Source organism: Leisingera thetidis (assembly GCF_025857195.1).
Classification (GTDB): Bacteria; Pseudomonadota; Alphaproteobacteria; order Rhodobacterales; family Rhodobacteraceae; genus Leisingera; species Leisingera thetidis.
Window position 1 is genome coordinate 37,431 of the sequence record NZ_CP109791.1, and the last position, 23,009, is coordinate 60,439.

General features: G+C 64.6%; 17 protein-coding genes. 13 read left to right on the forward strand and 4 right to left on the reverse strand.

Annotation, left to right across the window (positions count from 1 at the left end; all coding sequences use genetic code 11):
• The first annotated feature begins 34 nt into the window (after positions 1-34).
• Positions 35-1,423 (forward strand): MocR-like ectoine utilization transcription factor EhuR, encoded by a 1,389-nt coding sequence (ehuR, locus tag OKQ63_RS24565; protein ID WP_264214615.1) that lies wholly within the window; start codon positions 35-37, stop codon positions 1,421-1,423.
• Between the two features lie 30 nt (positions 1,424-1,453).
• On the opposite strand, the gene OKQ63_RS24570 is transcribed toward ehuR, so the two are convergent.
• Entirely contained in the window at positions 1,454-2,371 is a 918-nt protein-coding gene (locus tag OKQ63_RS24570) for a LysR family transcriptional regulator (protein ID WP_264214616.1), read from the reverse strand.
• 87 nt (positions 2,372-2,458) lie between these two features.
• Between OKQ63_RS24570 and OKQ63_RS24575 the strand changes: the two genes are divergently transcribed.
• The 4 genes from OKQ63_RS24575 to OKQ63_RS24590 all read left to right on the forward strand — a co-directional run bounded on the left by OKQ63_RS24575 (position 2,459) and on the right by OKQ63_RS24590 (position 7,649).
• Positions 2,459-3,985 carry a sulfatase family protein gene (locus OKQ63_RS24575; protein ID WP_264214617.1) on the forward strand — a complete coding sequence of 509 codons (1,527 nt, stop codon included), beginning with the start codon at positions 2,459-2,461 and terminating at the stop codon, positions 3,983-3,985.
• Positions 3,986-4,019: 34 nt separating this feature from the next.
• Entirely contained in the window at positions 4,020-5,681 is a 1,662-nt protein-coding gene (locus OKQ63_RS24580; RefSeq protein ID WP_264214618.1) for an ABC transporter substrate-binding protein, read from the forward strand.
• A 241-nt stretch (positions 5,682-5,922) separates the two neighbouring features.
• A complete protein-coding gene (locus tag OKQ63_RS24585; RefSeq protein WP_264214619.1) occupies positions 5,923-6,951 on the forward strand; it encodes an NAD(P)H-dependent flavin oxidoreductase in 1,029 nt (342 codons plus the stop codon).
• Positions 6,948-7,649 (forward strand): 5-formyltetrahydrofolate cyclo-ligase, encoded by a 702-nt coding sequence (locus OKQ63_RS24590; protein WP_264214620.1) that lies wholly within the window; start codon positions 6,948-6,950, stop codon positions 7,647-7,649. Before OKQ63_RS24585 ends, OKQ63_RS24590 begins: the two co-directional genes overlap by 4 nt.
• Before the next feature lie 59 nt (positions 7,650-7,708).
• On the opposite strand, the gene OKQ63_RS24595 is transcribed toward OKQ63_RS24590, so the two are convergent.
• Positions 7,709-8,593 carry a LysR substrate-binding domain-containing protein gene (locus OKQ63_RS24595; protein WP_264214621.1) on the reverse strand — a complete coding sequence of 295 codons (885 nt, stop codon included), beginning with the start codon at positions 8,591-8,593 and terminating at the stop codon, positions 7,709-7,711.
• A gap of 201 nt (positions 8,594-8,794) precedes the next feature.
• On the opposite strand from OKQ63_RS24595, the gene OKQ63_RS24600 reads away from it, so the two are divergent.
• The 8 genes from OKQ63_RS24600 (at position 8,795) to betB (ending at position 19,588) form a co-directional block, all read left to right on the forward strand.
• Positions 8,795-10,390: an ABC transporter substrate-binding protein gene (locus tag OKQ63_RS24600; protein ID WP_264214622.1), complete on the forward strand. Its 1,596-nt coding sequence runs from the start codon at positions 8,795-8,797 to the stop codon at positions 10,388-10,390.
• A 98-nt stretch (positions 10,391-10,488) separates the two neighbouring features.
• Positions 10,489-12,006: a choline-sulfatase gene (gene betC / locus OKQ63_RS24605; RefSeq protein ID WP_264214623.1), complete on the forward strand. Its 1,518-nt coding sequence runs from the start codon at positions 10,489-10,491 to the stop codon at positions 12,004-12,006.
• 20 nt (positions 12,007-12,026) lie between these two features.
• A complete protein-coding gene (locus OKQ63_RS24610) occupies positions 12,027-14,111 on the forward strand; it encodes an oxidoreductase (protein ID WP_264214624.1) in 2,085 nt (694 codons plus the stop codon).
• Positions 14,112-14,176: 65 nt separating this feature from the next.
• Positions 14,177-14,548 carry a cupin domain-containing protein gene (locus OKQ63_RS24615; RefSeq protein ID WP_264214625.1) on the forward strand — a complete coding sequence of 124 codons (372 nt, stop codon included), beginning with the start codon at positions 14,177-14,179 and terminating at the stop codon, positions 14,546-14,548.
• Positions 14,549-14,572: 24 nt separating this feature from the next.
• A complete protein-coding gene (locus tag OKQ63_RS24620) occupies positions 14,573-15,526 on the forward strand; it encodes an ABC transporter permease (protein WP_264214626.1) in 954 nt (317 codons plus the stop codon).
• 109 nt (positions 15,527-15,635) lie between these two features.
• On the forward strand, positions 15,636-16,469 hold the full coding sequence (locus OKQ63_RS24625) for an ABC transporter permease (RefSeq protein WP_264214632.1): 834 nt from the start codon (positions 15,636-15,638) through the stop codon (positions 16,467-16,469).
• 5 nt (positions 16,470-16,474) lie between these two features.
• Positions 16,475-18,112 (forward strand): ABC transporter ATP-binding protein, encoded by a 1,638-nt coding sequence (locus OKQ63_RS24630; protein ID WP_264214627.1) that lies wholly within the window; start codon positions 16,475-16,477, stop codon positions 18,110-18,112.
• 21 nt (positions 18,113-18,133) lie between these two features.
• Positions 18,134-19,588 carry a betaine-aldehyde dehydrogenase gene (gene betB / locus OKQ63_RS24635; protein ID WP_264214628.1) on the forward strand — a complete coding sequence of 485 codons (1,455 nt, stop codon included), beginning with the start codon at positions 18,134-18,136 and terminating at the stop codon, positions 19,586-19,588.
• Positions 19,589-19,764: 176 nt separating this feature from the next.
• On the opposite strand, the gene OKQ63_RS24640 is transcribed toward betB, so the two are convergent.
• On the reverse strand, positions 19,765-20,604 hold the full coding sequence (locus OKQ63_RS24640; RefSeq protein WP_264214629.1) for a formate/nitrite transporter family protein: 840 nt from the start codon (positions 20,602-20,604) through the stop codon (positions 19,765-19,767).
• A gap of 10 nt (positions 20,605-20,614) precedes the next feature.
• The gene (locus OKQ63_RS24645) at positions 20,615-23,005 is read right to left on the reverse strand and encodes an efflux RND transporter permease subunit (protein ID WP_264214630.1); all 2,391 of its coding nucleotides are present in this window, start codon (positions 23,003-23,005) and stop codon (positions 20,615-20,617) included.
• Positions 23,006-23,009: the final 4 nt, after the last annotated feature.

Genomic DNA, 23,009 nt, shown 5'->3' on the forward strand with positions numbered 1-23,009 from the left:
GGCCGGGCGGCGGCGCAGATGCTGAGGGCCGGCAATGTGGTATCCTGATCCTGCAACGCTGCAGCCGCCGCTGCACAGCAGCCTTGCTGCCGCGATCGAACAGGCGATCCTGCAGCAGAAGCTTCCGGCGGGGGCGCGGCTGCCGCCGCATCGCAAGATGGCGGACCGGCTCGGGCTGAGTGTTCACACGGTGAGCAAAGCCTATGAAAGCCTGCGGAAGCAGAACCTGATTGACGGGCAGGTCGGCCGCGGCAGCTATGTCCGCCGTCCGGACGCCCCCGGCCGCCCGGCGGTTCAGCTGAAGCCCGCAAGCGCGGCAGGGTTCGATTTCTCGATTTCCCGGCCGGTGCATGGCCGGGAGCATGCAGAGCGGCTTCAAAAGGCCCTGCAGGATCTTGCCGTGCATCCGGAGTCCTCTGCCTTCCTGTCCGGCCGGGCCGCCGCCGTGCATGACGTGCATCGCGCCGCCGGGGCGCAGTGGCTGGCCCGCTGCGGTCTTGCGGCCGCCCCCGAACAGATCGTCATGACCAACGGTGCCAGCCACGCGATGTGCGCTGCGCTGTCCGCTTTGACCCGCCCGGGAGACACGGTGCTATCCGGCAGTATCACCCATCACCTGATTGTGTCCGGATGCTCTTACCTGGGGCTGGCTCTTGCCGGCCTGGAGATGGATGCGGACGGCATTCTGCCGGATGCGCTGGAGAGGGCCTGCCGGGACTCTGATCCCAAGGCGCTGCTGCTGCTGCCCTCCCTGGCGGGTCCTGTCCCGGTGATGATGCCGGAAGAGCGGCGCCGGGAGCTGGCCGGGATTGCGCGGCGGCATGAGCTGTTCATCATTGAAAACGATGCATGCGGCCCGGTGGCGGAAGACCGCCCGCTGCCGGTGTCCGCCCTGGCTGCGGACCGGTCGGTCTATCTGACCACTCTCGCCAAATGCACGGTGCCGGGGCTGCAGGCCGGCTACATGGCTGCACCGGGCCACCTGCTGCCGGCTTTGGCAAGCCGGGTGCTGGGGTTCGGCGCGACGGCTGCGCCCCTGATATGCGACTTGGCCAGCCGTTGGGTGGCGGACGGCACCGCGCTGGAGCTGGCAGCCTGGCAGCGGGATGCGCTGAGAGCGCGGCACCGTATCGCCTGCACGGCCTTGCGCGGAACCCCGTGGACGGGCCACCCGTCCGCATTGCACCTTTGGCTGCCGCTGCCCGAAGGATGGCAGGCCGGCAGCTTTTTCCAGTATGCGCGCCAGCTGAAGATAACCGTTGCCCCCGATACGCCGTTTCTCGCGCCCCGGACGCGCCCGCCGGGCGGCGTCCGGATATCACTGGGGGCGATCCCGGATGAAACCCGTTTGCGCAAAGGGCTGGAGCTGGTTTCAGCCATGCTGACGCAAACCCCGGAAAGCCTGCCCCACGTGTCCTGCTAGGCTGCGGCGCCGCGGCAGGTCGGCGGGCGGTCACTGCGCCAGGGTCTCTGCCCAGCCGATGACCGCCCTGATTTCGTCTATCAGGCAGGCCTGGAATTCCCGGTCGATCATCGACGCCCGGCTGCCGTGCGGTTCGAACACCGCAAAACGGTAGGCGGGCAGGTCCGGCAGGCTGCGCGGCCGGCCGCCGTGGTGCCGCTGCCAGTAATGCGCGGTGAAGGCGTCGACGATGGCCAGGCCGCCGCAATGCTGCGACAGGGTGAGGGCAGCCAGCGAGGTCTCCGCCGTCACCGGCGCGCCTGCGTTGCGGCCTATGTTGCGCAGCGCCAGCTCATCCGCGACCTGGCCCAGCAGCCCGATCACCGTCTCATGGCGCAGGCGCCGCAGCGGCAGCGGTCCCGGCTCCGCGGCCAGGCTGTGGCCCTCGGGCGCAAACACCATATGCGGCACCGCGCCTTCATACAGCAGCCGCATCCCCGACGGCATGTGCAGAACATTGGCAAACCCGGTTTTCAGGGTGCCCGACCGGGCGAAGTCCAGCACCCATTTGGAGGATTTCACCTGCCAGGACACTTTGATCTGTTTTTCCCGCACCCCCAGCCGCTGCAGCGCCTGCGGCACAATTTCCAGCGAAGCAGCGGTGATGGTGGCAACCGACAGCGTGCCGCGCTCCCGGCGGGCAATCTGCGCGGCCGCTTCTTCCAGGTTCGACAGCACCAGATAGTTCCGTTCCACCTCCTCCAGAAACGCTTCCGCTTCCGGCGTCGGCAGCACGCCCTTGCTCTTGCGCTGAAACAGCGGCACCCCGAACTGCCGCTCCAGATCGCCGAGAATCCGGCTGACGCTCGGCTGTGACAGATTCATCCGCCGCCCCGCAGCGGAGACAGAGCCGGTGGACATCACCGCGCGGAACACGTCGAGCTGTTTCTGAGTGAACATGATATTCATTTTACGGATATCATGGAGAAAACAAAGTATTTTTCCAGATTACAGGCAGCCGCTACGGTTTACCCGCCGCAAACCGCAGGGGACCCCATGCCGCCCAATGTCATTCTGATCATGACCGACCAGCAGCGCGCCGACAGCCTTGGCTGCACTGGCAACCCGGTGGTCCAGAGCCCGCAGCTCGACGCTCTTGCCGCCCGCGGCGCAGTGTTCCGCAATCATTTCACCCCGCATCAGATCTGCTCGCCCAGCCGCTCCACACTGTTCTCCGGCCTCTATGCCCGCCACCACGGGCTGACCCGCAACGGGGTTGCCCTGCCCGAGGAGCTGCCGCTGATCACCCACGACCTGAAGACGGCCGGCTACCGCACCCATGGCGCGGGCAAGTTCCATTTCCAGCCCATCCTGGCGGGGCCCGAGCACGCAATGCCGGACAGCAACGCGTTCTGGGACCTGCCGCAAAGCGAAGGGTGGACCGGGCCGTTTTACGGCTTTGACACCGTGGATATCCTGATCGGCGAGTCGGTGAGCGCCACCGAAGGCGGCCATTACGCCAACTGGCTCCGGGACACTGCGCCGGGCGCGGCAGCGCTGTACCTGCCGGAACACGCGCTGGAGCCGGGGCCGGCGGATCTGGACGAGGTCTGGAAATCCGCGATCCCGGCAGACCTGCACTACAACACTTGGATCACCGGCCGTGCCTGCCGCTTCCTGCAGGAGCAGGACGGCAAACAGCCCTTCTTTCTGTTTGTCTCCTACCCCGATCCGCATCACCCGTTTTCGCCGCCCGCCCCCTGGTGCGACATGTACGATCCGCAGCAGGTGCCCGCCCCCGCGCTGGCGGCGGATGAGCTGGCGGCGATGCCCTCCTACATCCTGGACGGCGACCGCGAGGAGGCCGCCGGCAGCTATGTGGATTTCCTGCGCAACCCCGGCCCGCCGCGCGAGCAGGGCTTCATGCAAACCACCCGGAGGTTTTCCGAAGCCTCGCTGCGGCAGGCCATTGCCCACACCTATGGCATGGTGTCGATGATCGATGATTGCATCGGCCGCCTGCTGGCGCAGCTGCAGGCGCAGGGCCTGGCACAGGACACGCTGATCCTCTTCACCTCGGACCATGGCGAGCTGCTGGGCGATCACGGGCTGATCCGCAAGGGACCCAGCCCCTACCGCCCGCTGCTGCATGTGCCGCTGGTCATGGCCGGCCCCGGCGTGGCGCCGGGGCCGCGCCGCGGCCTCACCAGCCACCTGGACCTGCGCGCCACCCTGCTGGAGCACCTGGGCCTGGCGGCCCAGGACACCGACGGCGTGTCCTTCCAGGCCATGCTCGCCGCACCGGATGCCGAAGGCCGCGGCAAACTCTATGCCGAGTACCACCCGCGCACCCGCATGGATACCTACAACCAGACCCTGCTGACCGAGGACTGGCGGATCACGATCTATCCGGAGAACCCGGACTGGGGTGAAATGTTCCACCTCGCCAGCGATCCCGGCGAACACATCAACCTCTTCTTCAGCCCGGATCACGCAAACGAAAAACAGCGCCTTGCCGAGCAGATGACCTGCGAATTCCCGCCTGCCCCGCAGGCCGGCGGCCCATCGCTTGCGACATACTGATATGCGCAGCCCAGTCCACACCAGGGAGACCAGGATGACCCATCCCCAGCACCAGACCCCGCCACTCCACCCGGCAGCCCGGATGCATGCCCAGGAAGTCCGGAACGGCAGCCTCAGCCGCCGCGAGTTCCTGTCCCGCGCCACGGCACTTGGCGTCAGCACTGCCGCCGCCTACGGGCTGATCGGCGCCGCAGCCCCGGCCCGCGCCGGGACCTCCCCGCAGCAGGGCGGCACCCTGCGCATCCAGATGGATGTGAGAGGCCTGAAGGAGCCGCGCGTCTACGACTGGTCGCAGATCGGCAACATCACCCGCGGCACCTTTGAATACCTGGTGGAGTACAACAACGACGGGTCCTTCCGCGGCATGCTGCTGGAGAGCTGGGACGTGAACGGCAGCGCCACTGAATACATGCTCCGCATCCGTCCCGGCGTCACCTGGCACAATGGCGACCCCTTCACCGCCGCCGATGTTGCCCGCAATATCGAAGCCTGGTGCGACAAATCGGTCGAGGGCAACTCCATGGCCGGCCGCATGGCCTCGCTGGTGGACAAGGACACCGGCAAGGCCATTCCCGGCGCCATCACCGTGGTGGATGAGCTGACGGTCAGGCTCAGCCTGCCGAGGCCCGATATTTCGCTGATCCCGGCAATGGCCGACTACCCGGCGCAGATCATCCACGCGTCTTTTGACAGCGCGGACCTGCTGAACAATATCGGCACCGGGCCGTATGTGATCGCCGAGCATCAGGTCGGGGTGAACTGCGTTCTGGAGCGCAAGGCGGATTACACCTGGTGGGGCACCGAAGTCTACGGCGGCCCCTATCTGGACCGCATCGAATACCTCGACTTCGGCACCGATCCCTCCTCCTGGCTGGCGGCACTGGAGTCCGAGGAAGTCGACATGCTGCATGAATCCATCGGCGAATACATCACCATTCTCGATGATCTGGGGCTGGAGAAATCGGAGGTCATCACCGCCTCCACTCTGGTGGTCCGGCCCAACCAGAAGGCAGTGGTTGACGGGGTGACACCCTATGCCGACGTCCGCGTCCGCCGCGCCCTGGCGATGGCGGTGGACAACGCGGTCTGCCTGGAGCTGGGCTACAACAATCTCGGCGCCCCGGCTGAAAACCATCACGTCTCCCCGGTCCACCCGGCCTATGCCGAACTGCCGCCGCCGGTGTTCGATCCGGCCGGGGCCAAGGCGCTGATGGAGGAGGCCGGCATGGCGGATTTCGAACATGAGCTGATCTCGATCGACGACGACTGGCGGCGCAACACCTGCGACGCGGTGGCCGCCCAGCTGCGCGATGCGGGGATCAAGGTGAAGCGCACCGTGCTGCCCGGGTCGACCTTCTGGAACGACTGGACCAAATACCCGTTCTCCGCCACCAACTGGAACCACAGGGCGCTGGCGGTGCAGATCCTGAACGTCGCCTACCGGTCCGGCGAGGCCTGGAACGAATCCGGCTGGGAGAACCCCGAGTTCGACGCCCTGCTGGATGAGGCCCTGTCGATTGCCGATGCGGACAAGCGGCGTGCGGTGATGGCAAAGATCCAGAAGCTCATTCAGGACGAGGGCGTGGCCATCCAGCCGTACTGGCGGGCCCTGTACCGCCACCACCGCCCCGGCCTGTCCGGCTGCGGCCAGCACCTGACCTTTGATCACCACCACTACAAGATGGGCTGGCTGTAAGGCGGCTTGCGGGGCCGGCCGAAACACCGGGCGGCCCTGTGTCCGAACCCTGCCTGCCGCCAGTGCACGGGCCGTTCCGGCCGCTTTCGGGATTGCGGAACCGGAATGGTGGAAATCCTGCCCGCGGGACAGCGGCAATATGCGGCGCGTCCTTCTGCTTGACGCGGGCGGAGGCGCGGACCAACCTGTGGCACGGACCGCCCGCGGCAGAGCCGCTTTCACGGCACAGGAGACCCGCTTGATGACGACGTCCGCCGGAGCAAATCCCCTCTGCGGCCTGCTGGGCTGCGATTTCCCTGTCCTTCTGGCAGGCATGGGCGGGGTATCCCGCTGGGAACTGGCTGCTGCCGTCGCCAATGCCGGCGGCTTCGGCATGCTGGGCATGGTGCGCGAAAGCCCGGCGCTGATCACCGAAGAGGTCACCCGTCTGCGGGCCGTCACGGACCGGCCCTTCGCGGTGAATGTGATCCCTGCGGCAACCGAGCCCGGCCTGCTCGACGCGCAGATCGGCTGCTGCCTCGATCTCGGCGTTCCCGCCTTCACCTTCTTCTGGGATGTTGTGCCCGAGGCCGTGGCGCGGGTTAAAGCGGCGGGCCGCCTGGTTCTGCATCAGGTTGGCACCGTCGAGGCCGCCCGCGCCGCCGAAGCCGCCGGCGCCGATGTGATCATCGCCCAGGGGCTTGAGGCCGGCGGCCATGTCCACGGCCGCCAGCCGCTCCGCGGCCTGACGGAAGAGATCCTGAAAGCCGTGCAGGTTCCGGTCGCCGCTTCCGGCGGCCTCTCCAGCGGCGCGGATCTGGCCGCTTACCTGGCCATGGGGGCGGCCGGGATCCAGTGCGGCACCGCCTTTTTGGCCACCGATGAATCCTTTGCCCACCGCTACCATAAGGACCGCGTGGCCGCCGCCACCGGCGCCGACACCGTCCTCACCGATGTCTTCGTGCTGAACTGGCCCGCCGGCGCGGCGGTGCGGGTGCTGGAAAACAGTATCACCAAAGCGCTCGGCGGCGTCTATATGGGCCACGATCCGGACGCCCTCCCGCGTGAGGAAATCGCCTGGGACGGCAGCCAGCCGCGGCTGCGCTACAGCACCGATTCCCCGCTGCGCACCACCACCGGCGATCTTGAGGCAATGGCCCTGTTTGCAGGCCAGGGCGCGGGCGCCATCCGCCGCATCGTGCCGGCAGCCGAGCGCATCGCGGACATGGTCAGCGCAGCAGAGCAAATCCTCGGCCGGCCGCTGTCGCCCCGCAGAGGAGCCACCGCATGAGCAAGACCCCCAGCACCCCGCCCGGCGGCAAAGGCTACGCCTCCTCGCCCTGCATGGCGGAGGAAACCGGCCATTACGACCCTCAGGCTGCCGCCTCCCGGCACGCCGCGGACGTTGCCCGCTGGCGTAAGGCCGAACGCAGCCGGCTGCGGGCGGAACGGCTCGCCATGACGGTTGCCGAACGGCAGGCGGCAGGGGATGCGCTGTCCGGGCACCTGCGGCAGCTGCTCAAGTCCCGCTCCGGCGGCGCGGACGGGCAGGTCATCTCCTTCTACTGGCCGATCAAGGGCGAGCCCGACCTGCGCCCGCTGATGGCGGACCTGCACGCGGAGGGCGCCGTCATTGCCCTGCCCATTGTCGAGACCAAGGCGGCGCCGCTGGTGTTCCGGCTGTGGACACCGGAAACCCGGCTGGTGCGCGGCGACTGGAATATCCCGGTTCCGCCGCCCGATGCGCCGCAGCTGACCCCCGGCATCGTGCTTGCGCCGCTGGTGGGCTGGGCGCCCGGCGGCTACCGGCTGGGCTATGGCGGCGGCTATTTCGACCGCACCCTGGCGGCGCTGTCGCCGCGCCCCTTTGCCATCGGCATCGGGCTCGACAGCGCGCAGCTTCAGACAATCCATCCCCTGCCGCACGACATTCCGCTCGATGCCATCCTGACCGCAACCGGCGTGCAGTTCACCCGGGGCGCCTCCTGAGGCCGGATGCGTGCCCGGCGGGCCGGACCGGGCACCGTCACCGGACCTTCGCGCATGTTTCAGCCGGCGCCGCTTTCACGGAGGATCCACTCGATGAACAGCCTTGGCCTCGGACGTTTCAGCGCCTCTTCCGAATAGGTGAGGTAATAGCCGCCGGCCTCCAGGACGGTGTCGAAGGGCTGGACCAACCGCCCGCTCGCGAACTCGTCGGTCAGCAGCTCGAGCGAGCCGAGATCAATCCCCTGCCCGTTCATCGCCGCCTGAACGCGGAAGTTGCCGTCATCGATCGCAACACCTTCGGCGGGAGTGAGGCCGGGGCATCCTGCCGCCTCAAACCATTTGGACCAGGTTTTCCCGTTCCGCTCGTACAGAACGGTGTGGTTGCGGATGTCCGACGGCTGCCGCAGCGGGTTGGGCCCGTCCATCAGTTCCGGCGCGCAGATCGGTGAAAAGCGTGTCGGCAGCAGCAGATGGCTGATGCGATCAGGCGGTTCGGTGAGGTGCCATTCGAGCGAGGCATCTGTGTCGGATGCTGCGAAATCGGCGGATTTCGTGGACTGGTGGTAGACCAGCTTGATCGCAGGAAAGGCATGGGAAAAACCGCTGAGGCGCGGCGAAAGCCATTTGAGGGCAAAGCGAGGCGTCACGTCAACACGCACGCTGCCGCTGGACTTCAGCGCGTCGATCTCTTCGAGCCCCCTGGAGAAGTGCGTGAAACCTTTCTCAACTTCATGGAACAGGACCCAGCCGACCTCGGTAAGCGCAAGCTGCCGGTGTTTTCTGACAAACAGCTGGACCTTGAGGCGCTGCTCCAGCTGCCGGATCTGGTGGCTGATGGCAGATTGCGAGACGCCGAGGTCCTCGGCGGCTTTGGTGAAGCTCATCTGCCTTGCGGCAGAATGGAACGCGCTCAGCCCGTGGAGCAACGGGTGCGGGTTGGTCATTGGCCGGTTCTCTAAGATGAATGTGATTCATGCATGTGCGAATTCTTTGTATTTGTCAACGTACTAGAGTCTATCTACCCTCAAATGCAGACAGCTGACCTGGCAATCTGAAGGCCAGTGGAAGCGGCAGGGGAACCTGCGTTCACGGACTCGACCGGGGCACTGGCCGATGACCAAATTCACACAGCGGAGGAGATCGGGATGCTGGAACGTGATGGGCGGGAAAGTTGGCATGCGCAGGTCACCGGAAAGATGAACCGGCGGACATTTGTCGCAGGTGCATCGGCACTTGGCCTTGCCATGGGTCCGCTGGCGGCGGGCAGCAGAGCATACGCGGGAACGCCGAAAAGCGGCGGCCGGCTGCGGGTGGGCGTTACTGGTGCGCACACCACCGATACGCTCGATCCGGCCACATTCGAGGACGCGTTCACCCAGCTTGCAGGGCTTGGCTGCATTTACAATTGCCTGACTGAGATCGACGGTAGCGGCAGCCTCGTCCCGGAACTCGCGGAGAGCTGGGAAAGCGCGGGGGATGCCAGGACCTGGGTCTTCCGGCTGCGTCAGGATGTCGAGTTCCACAACGGCAAGACGCTTGATGCCAATGACGTGATCGCGTCGATCAACCATCACCGCGCTGATGACTCGAAATCCGCCGCCCGGCCGCTGGTTGCGCCAATCAAGACCATCAGCGCCGACGGCAATCACACTGTCGTCTTCGAATTATCGGAAGGCAGTGCGGATTTTCCCTACCTGCTGTCCGATTATCACCTGGCAATCCTGCCGGCCGATGGCGACCGGCTGGCTGACCCGCGCGCAGGGATCGGAACCGGTGGATACAGGGTTGCCGAGTTCGAGCCGGGCATCAGGATGCTGACGGCGCGAAATCCGAACTATTGGAAGGCAGGCCGGGCGCATTTCGACGAGGTCGAGATCATCGGCATCAATGACACCACCGCCCGCACCAACGCTCTTATCACCGAGGCGGTCGATCTGATCAACCGGTGTGATCTGAAGACGCTCAACCTGCTTGAGCGCAGGGAGGGCGTCGCGATCAAGGAGGCCACCGGCACCAGGCACTTCTATTATCCGCTGCTGACGCAAACCGATCCCTTCACCAGCAATCACATCCGCATGGCGCTGAAGCTTGCGGTCGACCGCGAGGCCATGCTGAAGCTGCTGCTGCGGGGCCATGGCGCCATTGGCAACGACCATCCGATCGGTGCTGCGAACCGGTTCTACGCCGCGGATATTCCCCAGCGGCTGTACGATCCCGAGAAGGCGAAGTGGCATTTGAAGCAGGCGGGGATGGATCGCCTGAAGGTCCAGCTTCACGCAGGCGAGATTTTCGACGGGGCCGTGGACTCCGCAACCCTGTTCAGCGAACACGCCTCGAAGGCCGGGATCGATATCGATGTCGCCCGCGTGCCGACCGACGGCTACTGGTCCAATATCTGGCTCAGGAAACCCTTCATCGCCTCGTATTCGAGCGGCCGCGCGACGGCCGACTGGATGTTCTCCACGTCGCTTGCAGGCGGGGCGCCATGGAATGACACGCAGTGGAACCACGAGCGCTTCAATGCCCTGCTTCAGGAGGCAAGGGTCGAGCTCGACGAGGCAAGGCGGCGCGAACTGTACCGGGAAATGCAGCTTATTGTCCGCGATGAAGGCGGCTATGTCGTTCCGGTTTTTGCCAACTACGTCTTTGCGTCGTCGGAGAAGCTGCAACACGAAGAGACCCTTGCAGCCAACTGGGATCTCGATGGCTTCAAGGCGCCGGAACGGTGGTGGTTTGGCTAGAATGACGGCGCATCCACGCCTCTTCTGACCGGAAACAAGCACAGTAACCACATTGATCAGGGCACGGCCATGCAGGCGTGCCAACCGGGAGAAATTGCATGCAGGACAAGGGGCCGAACTTTCTGATCTTGATGGCGGATTTCATGGGGGCGCTATCGCTGCCCGCCTACGGCAACCGGATTGCCAAGACGCCGCATCTCGACCGTTTGGGCGAGGAGGGCGTGGTCTTCGAGAATGCGTATTGCAACTTTCCGCTCTGCGCACCCTCGCGGGCGTCGCTGATGTCAGGCGTGCTGCCCTCAGAGATCGGCGTCTTTGACAACGGCGCCGAGTTTGCCGCCAGCGTCCCGACATTTGCACATTATTTGCGCCGTCTCGGCTATCGCTGCGAACTGTCGGGGAAGATGCATTTTGTCGGGCCGGACCAGTTGCATGGGTTCGACGAACGGCTGACCTGCGATCTGGTCCCGGCCGATTTCGGCTGGATGCCGCCCTGGCGGGAAAGCGACCTTGTGGAATGGCCGAGTCTTGAACCGATACGCGAGGCCGGTGTGGTGACACGCACGCTGGGCATAGACTTTGACGAGGAAGTGACCCAGCGCGCAGTGCGGCGGATCTATGATTTCGCGCGGGATCCGGACCAGCAGCCGTTTCTGCTCACCGTTTCCTATATCGAGCCGCACGAGCCCTACCGGACCACGCAGGAGCGCTGGGACCGCTACAGGGACGACGAGATCCCGCTGCCGTCGGTGCTGCTCCCGGACGAAAGCCAGTGGGATGCCCACAGCCGCCGGCTGTATGACGCCATGGGGCTCAAGGCGGACTCATTGACCGAGGCGCAGATCATCCGCGCCCGGCACGGCTATTACTCCATGCTGAGCTTCGTGGACGACAAGATCGGCGAGGTACTGTCGGCGCTTGAGGCGGCTGGGCTTGCCGACGACACGGTTGTCATCGTCACCGCGGATCACGGCTCGATGATGGGCGAGCGCGGGCTGTGGGGCATTCTGAACTTCTTTGAATGGTCGATGCGGGTTCCCTTCATCATGCACGCACAGGAACGGTTTGCGCCGCGCCGGGTCGATGCCAATGTCTCGCTGGTCGATCTTCTTCCGACGCTGCTTGACCTTGCGTCGGACGGGCAGCCGCCTGAGCTGGCAACCCCGGTTGACGGCAAGAGCCTGGTGCCGCTTGCCGATGGGACCGAGACGGACCGCGGGGACGCGGTTTATGCCGAGCTCTCCGCCGAGGGCAGCAGATCGCCCTGCGCCATGATAAAGCGCGGCACCCACAAGTTCATTCACAGCCTGTCCGATCCGCCCCTTCTGTTCGACCTGGCCAGCGATCCCGAGGAACTGGTCAATCTCGCCACGGACCTGGAATACGCGAGCTTGCTTCGCGCCTTTGAGGAGGAAGCCGCGCGGAAATGGGACATGGCGCACTGGCAGAAGGAGGTCGAGAAGAGCCGCAAGCAGCGGATTCTCGTTTACGAAACCTATGAGCAGGGCAATGCGCCGGTCTGGGATTACGCCATCAACAACGATCCCTGGCGCTTCTACCAGCGCAGCTTCAAGGAACCCTGGCAGCTGACCGAAGAGAAAGCCACGCTCAAATAGGTGCAGGACTGAGTGACACAATGCCAAACCAGCGAGACCCCAGATACGACATCCTGTTTGAGCCGGTGAAGATCGGTCCGGTGACAGCGCCCAACCGCTTCTTTCAAGTGCCGCATTGCAACGGCACTGGCCGGTGGGCGCCCCGCACCGTCGCCGCGATGCGCGAGGCCAAGGCCGAGGGCGGCTGGGGGGTGGTCTGCACCGAAACGGTTGAAATTCATCACTCGACCGAGCTGCATCCTTTCCCGTCGCTTTTGCTCTGGGATGACAGCGACATCGCCGAAATGGCGTTGATGCCCGAGGCGGTGCACCGGCATGGGGCACTGGCCGGCATCGAGCTTGGCCATTTCGGGATTGCCGCGGGCAACCGGTGGACACGGGCGCCGCTGCTGGGCCCCTCGGCTGTGCCGGCCTTTGAATCGATTGAACCCTTTCACGCCAAGGCGATGGACAAGGCAGACATTCGCGAATTCCGCCGCTGGCACCGGAACGCTGCCATCCGGGCACAGAAAGCAGGCTATGACATCATCTATGTCTACGCCTCGCACGCGCTGACCTTGCTGGCGCAGTTTCTCTACACCAGCATCAATACGCGCACGGATGAATACGGCGGCAGCCTGGAGAACCGCGCCCGGCTGCTGCGCGAGGTGCTTGAGGATACAAAGGAAGCTGTGGGCGGCAGCTGCGCCGTCGCGCTGCGCTTTGCGGTGCATGACTCGACCTTTGAAGGCGGGCCGCAGTTCGACGGCGAAGGCCGTGAGCTGGTCGAGATGCTCGCCGATCTCCCCGATCTGTGGGACGTCAATGTCAGTGACTGGTCGCATGACTCGGCAACGTCCCGCTTCAGCAAGGAGGGGTTTCAGGAGGATTTTGTCTCCTTCGTCAAACAGGTCACGGACAAACCGGTTGTTTCGGTCGGGCGGTTCACCTCGCCCGATACGATGGTCAGCCAGATCAAGCGCGGGGTCACGGATTTCATCGGTGCCGCGCGCCCCTCGATCGCCGATCCGTGGCTGCCCCGCAAGATCGACGAGGGGCGGGTCGAGGACATCCGCGAATGCATCGGATGCAATGTGTGCGTCTCTGGCGAGTGGAGCTATTCACCCATGCGCTGCACGCAGAACCCGACGATCCTGGAAGAGTGGCGGCGGGATTGGCACCCTGAACGGATTGCCCGCAAGACGTCCGAGAATTCGCTGCTGATTGTCGGCGGCGGTCCGGCGGGACTTGAATGCGCGCTGGCGGCAGGACGGCGCGGCTATGCGGTGACGCTGGCTGAGGCCGGCACCGGACTGGGGGGCAGGGTGACGCTGGAAAGCGCGATGCCGGGGCTGTCGGAATGGGCAAGGGTGCGGGACTACCGCGTCTTCCAGCTCCAGCAGATGCCGAATGTCGACATCTACCTGGACAGCGCTCTGGATGCCGAGCAGGTGCTTGAATTCGGCTTCGACCGGGTCGCTGTCGCCACCGGCGCACGGTGGCATCGCGAAGGCATCGGCCGCCATCACTCGGCACCGATCCCCGGCAGCGGCTGTGACGGCGTGCTTACCCCGGACGACATTATGCGGGGGGCTGAGGTCAAAGGGCCGGTTGTCGTCTATGACAGCGAAAGCGCCTATATCGGCAGCGTCATTGCCGAGAAGCTTGCAGGCGACGGCCATGCCGTCACGCTGGTCTCGCCCGGGTCGGAAATTGCCGCCTGGACGGCATTGACCATGGAGCAGGCGCGGATCACTGCCCGAATGCATGAGGTCTGCAGCGGCGTTCTGACCGACCGCAAAATCCTGTCGATCGCTTCTGGCGAAGTGACCGTCCAGCATGCCTGGTCCGGTGCGAAGCAGGCGCTGCCCTGCGGCACCCTCGTGCTGGTTGCTTCGCGGGTTCCAAATGACGGGCTCTATCGGGATTTGGTTGCGGACCCGGAGGCCCTGAGCCGTGCGGGCATCAAATCGGTCGACCGTATTGGCGACTGCCTGGCACCGCATCTGATCGCCGCCGCAGTCTACAGCGGGCACCGCTATGCGCGGGAACTGGATGAGGACGTGGCGGAGACACCGTTCCTGCGCCAGGACTCGATCTGGTCATCTGTCACCCGCCCCGAATGACTGCGGGGATTGTCCGAACCTGAAGCGCCGGCGAACAGCCCGGTCCAACTGACCAAGGAACCGACATGAACACCGAGAACATACCTGTCATCCGCCTGACGCCTGATGGCAATGGGGCTGCATTCGGCCCCTGGCAAGACGCCGCATCAGGCAAGTCAAAGGAGCGTTTCCTGAATCTGTACGATGCGCCCCGGGAGCTGAAGGGCAGGACACGTGCGGGCATTTGGGAAGGGAGTGCCTGTGTCGAGGAAATCGACGGCTATTCGGCTGACGAGCTCATGGTGGTGCTGGAAGGCAGCTGCGTCATCACCGACGCGGCCGGCCATGAGGAAGTCTTCAGCGAGGGAGACATCTTTTTCATGCCGATGGGCTTTCGCGGGGTCTGGCGGCAGCCCGGGCACATGAAGAAGTCCTTCATGATGTTTCTGGCCGATTAATTCCTTCTACGCGGTGCGGGCGGCATGTATGCAATGAACAGGATATTTCTCCAGCGGGCCGGGCTTGGGCTTCTGACGCTTTTTGTCATTTCGGTCATCGTCTTCTCGGCCACCGAGATGCTGCCGGGCGACGTGGCGCAGGCGGTACTCGGGCAGTCTGCAACGGATGAGGCGGTGGAGGCGCTCAGACGGGAGCTGGGCCTCGACCGGCCCGCGCATGAGCGCTATGCGAGCTGGCTGGCGGGGGCTGTCCAGGGCGATTTCGGCACCTCGCTGGCAAGCAGACGGCCGGTTGCGGACCTCATCGCCACGCGGCTTGGCAATACGCTCTTTCTTGCGCTCTATGCCGCCGCGATTGCGGTGCCGCTGTCCCTGGCGCTTGGCATTCTTGCGGCCCTGATGCGCAACTCATTCTTTGACCGCGGCACAAATGCGCTGGCGCTGACCTTTATCTCCTTCCCGGAGTTTTTTGCCGCCTACATTCTGATCTATTTTCTTGCCCAGTCCGGCGTCTTCCCCTCGATGACGCAGATCGATGCCAATACGGCTTTCGGGGAAATGATCTACCGCGCTTTCCTGCCAGCACTCACGCTGACGCTTGTTGTGACTGCGCATATGATGCGGATGACGCGGGCTGCGATCATCAACCTCCTGGCTTCGCCCTATATCGAGATGGCGCGGCTGAAGGGCATCCATCCTATGCGGGTGATCCTGCGCCACGCGCTGCCCAATGCGCTGGCGCCGATCATCACCGTCGTGGCGTTGAACCTTGCCTATCTGATCACCGGCGTCGTCATTGTCGAGGTGGTCTTTGTCTATCCCGGCCTCGGCCAGCTGATGGTCGACTCGGTGGCCAAGCGGGATTTTCCGGTGGCGCAGGCCACGGCCCTGATCTTTGCCGCTGCCTATGTGCTCCTGAACCTTGCCGCGGACATGCTCTCGACACGCTCGAACCCGCGTCTGATCCATCGCAAGTAACCATTGAGGAGGGCGCCCTATGTCACTTCTGATCACCCTCTGCTGGATCACCGCCGCCGTTGCCCTTGCGGCGGGAGCAGGCTGGATCTTTCGGGCAATGGCCACCGGGATGGCGCGCGGGCCTGCCGCGCGCGCGCTGCGCAGCGCCTCGGTTTCGGCGGGCTTCGGCATGTTCGTGATCCTGATCTACATTGTTGTGGCGGCCTTCGCGCCGCTGATTGCCCCCTTTGCCGAGCGGGAGATCGTCGGTGCGCAGTTTCTGCCCTGGGGCGCGGCACATTTCTTCGGGACCGACAATCTCGGCCGCGATGTGTTCTCGCGGCTGGTTTACGGCGCGCGCAATACCGTCGGCATCGCTTTTGCCACCACGGCACTGGCGTTTCTCGGCGGCGCCGTCCTCGGGCTGTCGGCGGCGGCTGTCGGCGGCTGGACCGACCAGGTGCTGAGCCGTACCGCCGACATCCTGATGGCGATACCCTCGCTGATCTTCTCGCTGTTGCTGCTGACGATCTTTGGAACCTCGGTCACCACCCTGGTTCTGGTGATCGCAACCATCGACTCTACACGGGTGTTCCGGCTTGCCCGCTCGGTGGCGCAGAACATCGTGGCCATGGACTATATCGAAGCGGCGCGGCTGCGTGGAGAGGGGCTGTGGCGGCTGGTCACCCGGGAAATCCTCCCCAACGCGATGGCGCCGCTGGTCGCTGAATTCGGGCTCCGGTTCTGCTTTGTCTTCCTGATGATCTCGGCGCTGTCGTTCCTCGGCGTCGGCATCCAGCCACCGACGGCGGACTGGGGGTCGATGGTGCGCGAGACTGCGGCGCTCATCACCTTTGGCGATATCACACCCTTGCTGCCGGCGGGCGCGATCGCGCTTTTGACCGTGGCGGTGAATTTTGTCGTCGACTGGATGCTGCACCGGGCCAGCGGATTGAAGGAGTGACCGTGATGAACGACGCAACCGGCAAGCCCGTACTTCTGTCCATGCGGGACGTCCGGATCGAGGGCCGTTCGGACGAGACCTGGTCACCGATCATCAAGGGGGCCGGCCTCACGCTGCACAGGGGCGAAGTGCTGGGTCTGATTGGCGAAAGCGGGGCCGGCAAGTCGACCCTCGGACTGGCGGCGATGGGGTTCACCCGCGACGGCTGCCGGATCTCGGGCGGCACGATTGATTTCGACGGCATCGACCTCAGAACAGCCACCGAGCGGGAGCGCCGGAAGCTGCGGGGCAAAAAGATTGCGTATGTCGCCCAGTCAGCCGCCGCGAGCTTCAACCCGGCACACCGGCTCATTGATCAGCACAGCGAGGCGCCGGTGCAGCATGGGGTCATGGAGCGGGCCCGCGCTGAAAGCGACGCCATGGAGCTTTATTGCCGCATGCGGCTTCCGAACCCGAATGAGATCGGTTTCCGGTATCCGCATCAGGTGTCGGGCGGACAGCTGCAGCGGGCGATGACCGCCATGGCGATGTCCTGCCGGCCCGATCTGATCATCTTTGACGAGCCAACCACCGCCCTGGATGTAACGACCCAGATCGACGTCCTGTCGGCGATCAGGGACATCGTCGCGCAGTTCGGCACGGCGGCGATCTACATCACCCATGACCTCGCAGTGGTGGCGCAGATGGCTGACAGGATCAAGGTCCTGCTCAAGGGCGAGGAGGTCGAAGAGGCCGATACGCGCACCATGCTGGCGCAGCCGAAAGAGGAGTATACAAAATCGCTCTGGGCGGTGCGGAACCATCCGCGGGCCGCACAGCCGCCGGTCGGGAAAGGCGCCACGCCGCTCCTCTCGGTCAAGTCGGTGACGGCGGGCTACGGTGCGGTTGATGTGCTGAAGGACATCAGCTTTGACATCCACAAGGGGCGCACGGTCGCCGTGGTTGGCGAAAGCGGTTCAGGCAAATCAACGGCGGCACGGGTGATCACCGGGCTTCTGCCCGCGCGGCAGGGAGAAGTGGTGTTTGAAGGCAAGCCGCTGCCGCCCGGCTACCGCAACCGTTCGCGCGAACAGCTGCGGCAGATGCAGATGATCTATCAGATGGCCGATACCGCACTGAACCCGAAGCTGCGGCTCAGGGAACTGATCGGCAGGCCGGCCCAGATGTATCTCGGGCTCAGGGGCAAGGCGCTGACCGAACGGGTCCGGGACCTTCTCAACCTGATCGAGCTTGATCCGGACACGTTCATCGACCGGGTGCCGCCGGAGCTTTCTGGCGGGCAGAAACAGCGCGTCGGCATTGCACGGGCGCTGGCTGCCGAGCCGAAGTTTATCATCTGCGATGAGGTGACCTCGGCGCTCGATCAGCTGGTGGCCGAGGGCATCCTGAACCTGCTCGACCGGCTGCAGTCCGAGTTCGGCCTGGCCTATTTGTTCATTACTCATGACCTCGCCACCGTGCGCGCCATCGCTGACGACGTGGTGGTGATGCAAAGCGGCGGGGTGGTCGAGCAGGGCCCGAAGGACAAGATGTTCCAGCCGCCGCACGCCCCCTATACCGGGCTTCTTCTGTCTTCGGTGCCGGAAATGGATCCGGACTGGCTGACGGGGCTCTTGCAGAAACGATCTGAGACAGCGGAGTAAGCGCCGTGAAGGAGGAGTGACGTGAAATTCCAACCGAATGCCAGCCATTTCATTGACGGCGAATATGCCGAGGATGCCGCCGGGGCACCGATCGAGGTCCTCTATCCGGCCACCGGCGAGGTGATTGCGCGGCTTCATTCGGCCACGCCGGCGGTCATTGAAAAGGCCTTGTCCTCGGCCCGGGCGGCGCAAAGGGACTGGGCCGCAAGGACCGGCACGGAGCGCGGCCGCGTTCTGCGCCGGGCCGCGGACATCATACGCGCGCGGAACTTCGAACTTTCGGTGATCGAGACGCATGACACCGGCAAGCCGATCCAGGAGACCACCGTCGCGGACGCGAGCTCCGGCGCAGATGCGCTGGAATATTTCGGCGGGCTGGCGGGCAGCCTGACCGGTGAGCATATCCAGCTCGCGGGCGGCGATTTTGTGTACACGATTCGCGAGGCGCTTGGTGTCTGCGTCGGGATCGGGGCCTGGAACTACCCGACCCAGATCGCCTGCTGGAAAGCGGCACCGGCACTCGCCTGCGGCAATGTGATGATCTTCAAACCTTCCGAGACGACGCCGCTCTCAGCCTTGAAGATGGCCGAGATTTTCGTCGAGGCCGGAGCGCCAAAAGGCGTCTTCAATGTGGTGCAGGGCTATGGCGGGGTGGGCGCGACGCTGGTGACGGATCCGCGCGTTGCCAAGGTTTCGCTGACCGGGTCTGTAAACACCGGCCGCAAGGTCTATGCTGCCGCAGCGGACGGCATGAAACATGTCACGATGGAGCTTGGGGGCAAGTCGCCGCTGATTGTCTTTGACGACGCAGACCTTGAGAATGCGGTGTCGGGCGCGATCCTCGGCAATTTCTATTCCTCCGGCCAGATCTGTTCCAATGGCACCCGGGTTTTTGTGCAAAAGGGAATCAAAGACGCATTTTTACAGCGGCTTTCGGAGCGGCTGGCACTGGCCAGGATCGGCGATCCGATGGATGCCCTTGTGAACTTCGGCCCCGTGGCCAGCGCACAGCAGCTGGAAATCGTCACGAACTACATCGCCAGGGGCAAGGCCGAGGGGGCGCGTCTCGTTCACGGCGGGGACCAGTTGGACCGGCCCGGTTACTATCTGCAGCCGACGGTGTTTGCGGACGTGACGGACGGGATGACCATCGCGCGCGAGGAGATCTTCGGCCCTGTCATGTCGGTGCTGGATTTTGAGAGCGAAGACGAGGTGATGACGCGGGCCAATGCCACCGGGTTCGGCCTGGCTGCGGGCGTCTTCACCCGCGACCTGAGCCGCGCGCATCGCGTTGCCGCGGGCTTTGAGGCAGGGACCTGTTACATAAACACCTACAATCTCTCTCCGGTCGAGGCCCCCTTTGGGGGCACCAAGATGTCCGGCGTCGGGCGCGAAAACTCCAAGCTTGCGATCAGCCACTACAGCGAGCAGAAGACGGTCTATGTCGCGATGAATGACGTGCAGGCGCCTTATTGACGGCAGCCCGCGGGTCAAGGAAGCGGCAGCCATGCCGTTCACGCCGGAGACTGCACTTCCCCGCACACAAGCCCGGGGAAGGCTCCGGCACACTGTGGCGCCGGAGCTTGGCTTGGGACCGGGACATGGCCGTTCTTCGGTTGCCGAACGGCTGCCATGACGGTCAGCGGGTGTTTTCAGACCTTCTCCAGCGCGGCGTCGGCCGCGGGTTCGTGGCCGAACCCCTTGTGGCGGTAGTAGGTCGAATAGATCGTTGCCCCGACAAAGGTGATGCCCCCGGCAATGTTGCCCAAAACAGTGGGTATCTCATTGTAGAGCAGATAATCGGCCCAGGTGAACCCGGCCCCCAGCAGCAGCCCGGCGGGAAACAGGAACATGTTCACCACCGAATGCTCGAACCCAAGATAGAAGAAGATCACGATCGGCATCCACATCGCGATCACCTTGCCCGAGACGCTGGTGGACATGATGGCGGCCACCACCCCGGTGGAAACCATCCAGTTGCACATGACAGCCCGGATGAACAGGGTTGTCATGCCGCCCAGGCCGGCCTCGGCATAGCCCAGTGTCCGGGCCTCGCCGACGGTGCGCAGCTTTTGCCCGACGTCGCCGGCTTCCTGGGTAAAACCCATCGTCAGGATCGTCGCCATGAAGATTGCCGTTGTCATGGCGCCGAGGAAATTCCCGGCAAAGACCAGTGCCCAGGTGCGCAGCATCGCGCGCGGGGTGCAGCCCGGGCGGTTGGCCAGCACTGCAAAAGGCACCAGGGTGAAGACTCCGGTCAGCAGATCGAACCCCAGCAGGCTGAGCATGCAGAAACCGACCGGAAACAGCAGCGCGCCAATCAGCGGGTTGCCGGTGTTGACGGTGACGGTCACGGCAAACCCGGCGGCCAGGGCCAGGATCGCCCCTGCCATATAGGCCCGGATCAACGTGTCCTTGGTGGACAGGCCCACTTTGGAGGCTCCGGCTTCGACCATGGCCTCGGCGAGTTCATGCGGTTTGAGATATGACATCGGCGGTCCCTCAGCTTTGCGACGGGCGCACTGGATCAGGCATTTCCAGCACCGGGCGGTAACCGTCCGGATCGGCGCTTGGCACCGGGTCCTTGGCGGTTCTGAGAGCGCTGCCGCGCGACAGCAGGATCAGCAGCGCAGGGGTGACGGTGAATTCAACCAGCAGACCCAGAAAGATCGTCGCCGTGGTGACAAAGCCGAATGTGGCAAGGCTTTGCACGGAACCGGTTGTGTAGACAATGAAGGCCACCACCAGGATCAGGGTCTGGATGCCCATCGCCTTGCCTGCGCTTTGGAAGGTGCGGTGCAGGGCGGTGTCCAGATCCGCGCCCTGTCTGCGGCGGTCCAGGAAGTTGCGGGCAAAGTGGATCGTGTCATCATCCAGCATGCCCAGGGCAATCGCGCCGATCAGGATGGTGAAGGGATCCAGGATGATCCCCATGTGCCCCATGAAGCCCAGGACCAGCAGCACGCAGCAGACGTTGATTGCCGCCATCGTCAGGCCGATCACCACGGAGCGGGCGATCAGCATCATCACCAGCGCCACAACTGCGGTTGCCATCAGGAAGGAGGAAATCTGCGTTTCCGTCAGGAAGGTGCTGATTTCGAGCCACATCGGAACCACGCCTGTGACCACGACGGCGGCATCCGGATAACCCGCTTCGGCCATCATGGCTGCGGCCTCGGCCTTGATCGTTTTGACCAGCGGCGTATAGGCGCTGTAGGCGCGCGAGGGCACCAGGAAGGTCAGCCGGGCTTCGTCGAAGCCGCTATTGGCCACCCGCTCCATCTCGTCGTGGCCGGAACTTTCGAACAGCAGGATCAGCTGGGCAATGGCATTCCGGTCGTCCGGAATGGCGTAGCTGCCCAGGGTCTGTTCCGAAAGCTCCTTGACCACATCTGCCAGAGTGTAGGACTTGACCGGCACATCCTGGTCCACGGCAGCCAGTGCCTTTCGGGTGATGGCATCAACAGCGCGCAGCGCGGCAGGCTCTTTCAGGGCGTCCGTCCTGCCGAGCGAGATCAGCACCTCGATGGAGTTGGAAACCGGAATGGCCGTGTTGGCGGCTTGATGCGCCTGGAACAGATCCGAGTCCTTCTTGAAGGTGCCCAGGTAGTAATAGTCCGTTTCCAGCTTGCTGACGCCCGCGATGGCGAAGGCCACCAGCACGGCAAACACCGCGAGGATCAGGCGAGGCGCGCCGATGGCGAAGCTGGCCATCGCGGCAAGCGCCGGGCTGTGCGCCGCGCGGCTGGTCTCCTGCCGGATGCGGTGGCCCCAGAGACTGGCCAGCAGCGGGAACAGGATCAGTGTGAAAATGCAGGCGGTCATCAGGCCGATCCCCAGGGTCAGGCCAACGTCGCGCACGGGCAGCACGCGCGAGCCGGAGAAGGCAAAGAGCGCACCGGCGGTGGTGATGTTCGCCAGCAGCGCGGGGCCGCCGGCCTCTTCCATGGTGTTGAGGATGGCCTTGTGCACCGCCTCGCCCCGGCGCCGGGCGCTGGTGAAATCCGACAGCAGATAAGCAGCGGTGCCCAGCCCGACCGAAATCAGGAAGGAGGGGACAATCGGCGTCAGCAGGCCGGCGTCAGCGCCCCAAAGCCCCATCGCGCCAAGGGCGCAGGCGATCGACAGGCAGGCGACCAGCGGCGGCAGCGCCAGGGCCAGCCGGTGGCGGAAGGCGACGAAGAAGCCCGCCATCACCAGAGTAAAGGTAATGCTGCCGAATATGCCGCTTTCCATGCCGACGATGCGCTGCACGTCGGCGTCGAGGATGGGCGCGCCAATGGCGATGCCGTTCCACGCCGCATAGTCCGGCTGCGCAAGAATGGCGCGCACCGCCTGGGTGAAGCCCTCCTTGTCGGCGTTCGAGAAAGAGCTGACGGTTTCCACCAGCACACCGAATTGGGTGCCGCGGTCGTTCACGAACAATCCGCGGTAATAGGGGTGGGCGGGCGCCTTTTCCAGCCGTTCGGCGACTTCGGCCTGCGACAGGCCGGAGTGCAGGTAGTCGCCGACGTCGAGAATATCATCCCCGCCCGAGATCGAGCGGACGTTGTGCAGCGCCGTCACCCGGTCGACACCGTCAATGCCTTCCAGCCTGGCTGCAAATCCCTCAAGCTCTTTGACAAAGGCCGCATTGGCCTGCGGCGGGGTCAGCACGATGAAGGAGAACTCGTCGGACTGGTACTTCTCCTTGAAGGCGTACCAGTCTTCGATGACCTCCGCCCCCTCCAGAAAGAAGCTTTCCGGAGAGGTGTCGAAGCCGAGGCGGGCCAGGCCGCTCATCAGGGTGGCGGACACCGCCAGCATAAAGACGATGGCCAATATGCGCTGCGCCAGAACGAAGGATGCGAAGCGGCGCATGAACCTGGCGAGAAGGGGTTTTGAATGTGTCATGGAT

Bases quoted from the DNA above. Each gene is read 5' to 3' on its own strand.
- OKQ63_RS24640 (WP_264214629.1), bottom strand. From the start codon at position 20,604: ATGTCATATCTCAAACCGCATGAACTCGCCGAGGCCATGGTCGAAGCC.
- OKQ63_RS24595 (WP_264214621.1), bottom strand. From the start codon at position 8,593: ATGACCAACCCGCACCCGTTGCTCCACGGGCTGAGCGCGTTCCATTCT.
- OKQ63_RS24590 (WP_264214620.1), top strand. From the start codon at position 6,948: ATGAGCAAGACCCCCAGCACCCCGCCCGGCGGCAAAGGCTACGCCTCC.
- betC (WP_264214623.1), top strand. From the start codon at position 10,489: ATGCAGGACAAGGGGCCGAACTTTCTGATCTTGATGGCGGATTTCATG.
- OKQ63_RS24620 (WP_264214626.1), top strand. From the start codon at position 14,573: ATGTATGCAATGAACAGGATATTTCTCCAGCGGGCCGGGCTTGGGCTT.
- OKQ63_RS24580 (WP_264214618.1), top strand. From the start codon at position 4,020: ATGACCCATCCCCAGCACCAGACCCCGCCACTCCACCCGGCAGCCCGG.
- OKQ63_RS24585 (WP_264214619.1), top strand. From the start codon at position 5,923: ATGACGACGTCCGCCGGAGCAAATCCCCTCTGCGGCCTGCTGGGCTGC.
- OKQ63_RS24570 (WP_264214616.1), bottom strand. From the start codon at position 2,371: ATGAATATCATGTTCACTCAGAAACAGCTCGACGTGTTCCGCGCGGTG.
- ehuR (WP_264214615.1), top strand. From the start codon at position 35: ATGTGGTATCCTGATCCTGCAACGCTGCAGCCGCCGCTGCACAGCAGC.
- OKQ63_RS24625 (WP_264214632.1), top strand. From the start codon at position 15,636: ATGGCGCGCGGGCCTGCCGCGCGCGCGCTGCGCAGCGCCTCGGTTTCG.
- OKQ63_RS24645 (WP_264214630.1), bottom strand. From the start codon at position 23,005: ATGACACATTCAAAACCCCTTCTCGCCAGGTTCATGCGCCGCTTCGCA.
- OKQ63_RS24575 (WP_264214617.1), top strand. From the start codon at position 2,459: ATGCCGCCCAATGTCATTCTGATCATGACCGACCAGCAGCGCGCCGAC.
- OKQ63_RS24610 (WP_264214624.1), top strand. From the start codon at position 12,027: ATGCCAAACCAGCGAGACCCCAGATACGACATCCTGTTTGAGCCGGTG.
- OKQ63_RS24600 (WP_264214622.1), top strand. From the start codon at position 8,795: ATGCTGGAACGTGATGGGCGGGAAAGTTGGCATGCGCAGGTCACCGGA.
- OKQ63_RS24615 (WP_264214625.1), top strand. From the start codon at position 14,177: ATGAACACCGAGAACATACCTGTCATCCGCCTGACGCCTGATGGCAAT.
- OKQ63_RS24630 (WP_264214627.1), top strand. From the start codon at position 16,475: ATGAACGACGCAACCGGCAAGCCCGTACTTCTGTCCATGCGGGACGTC.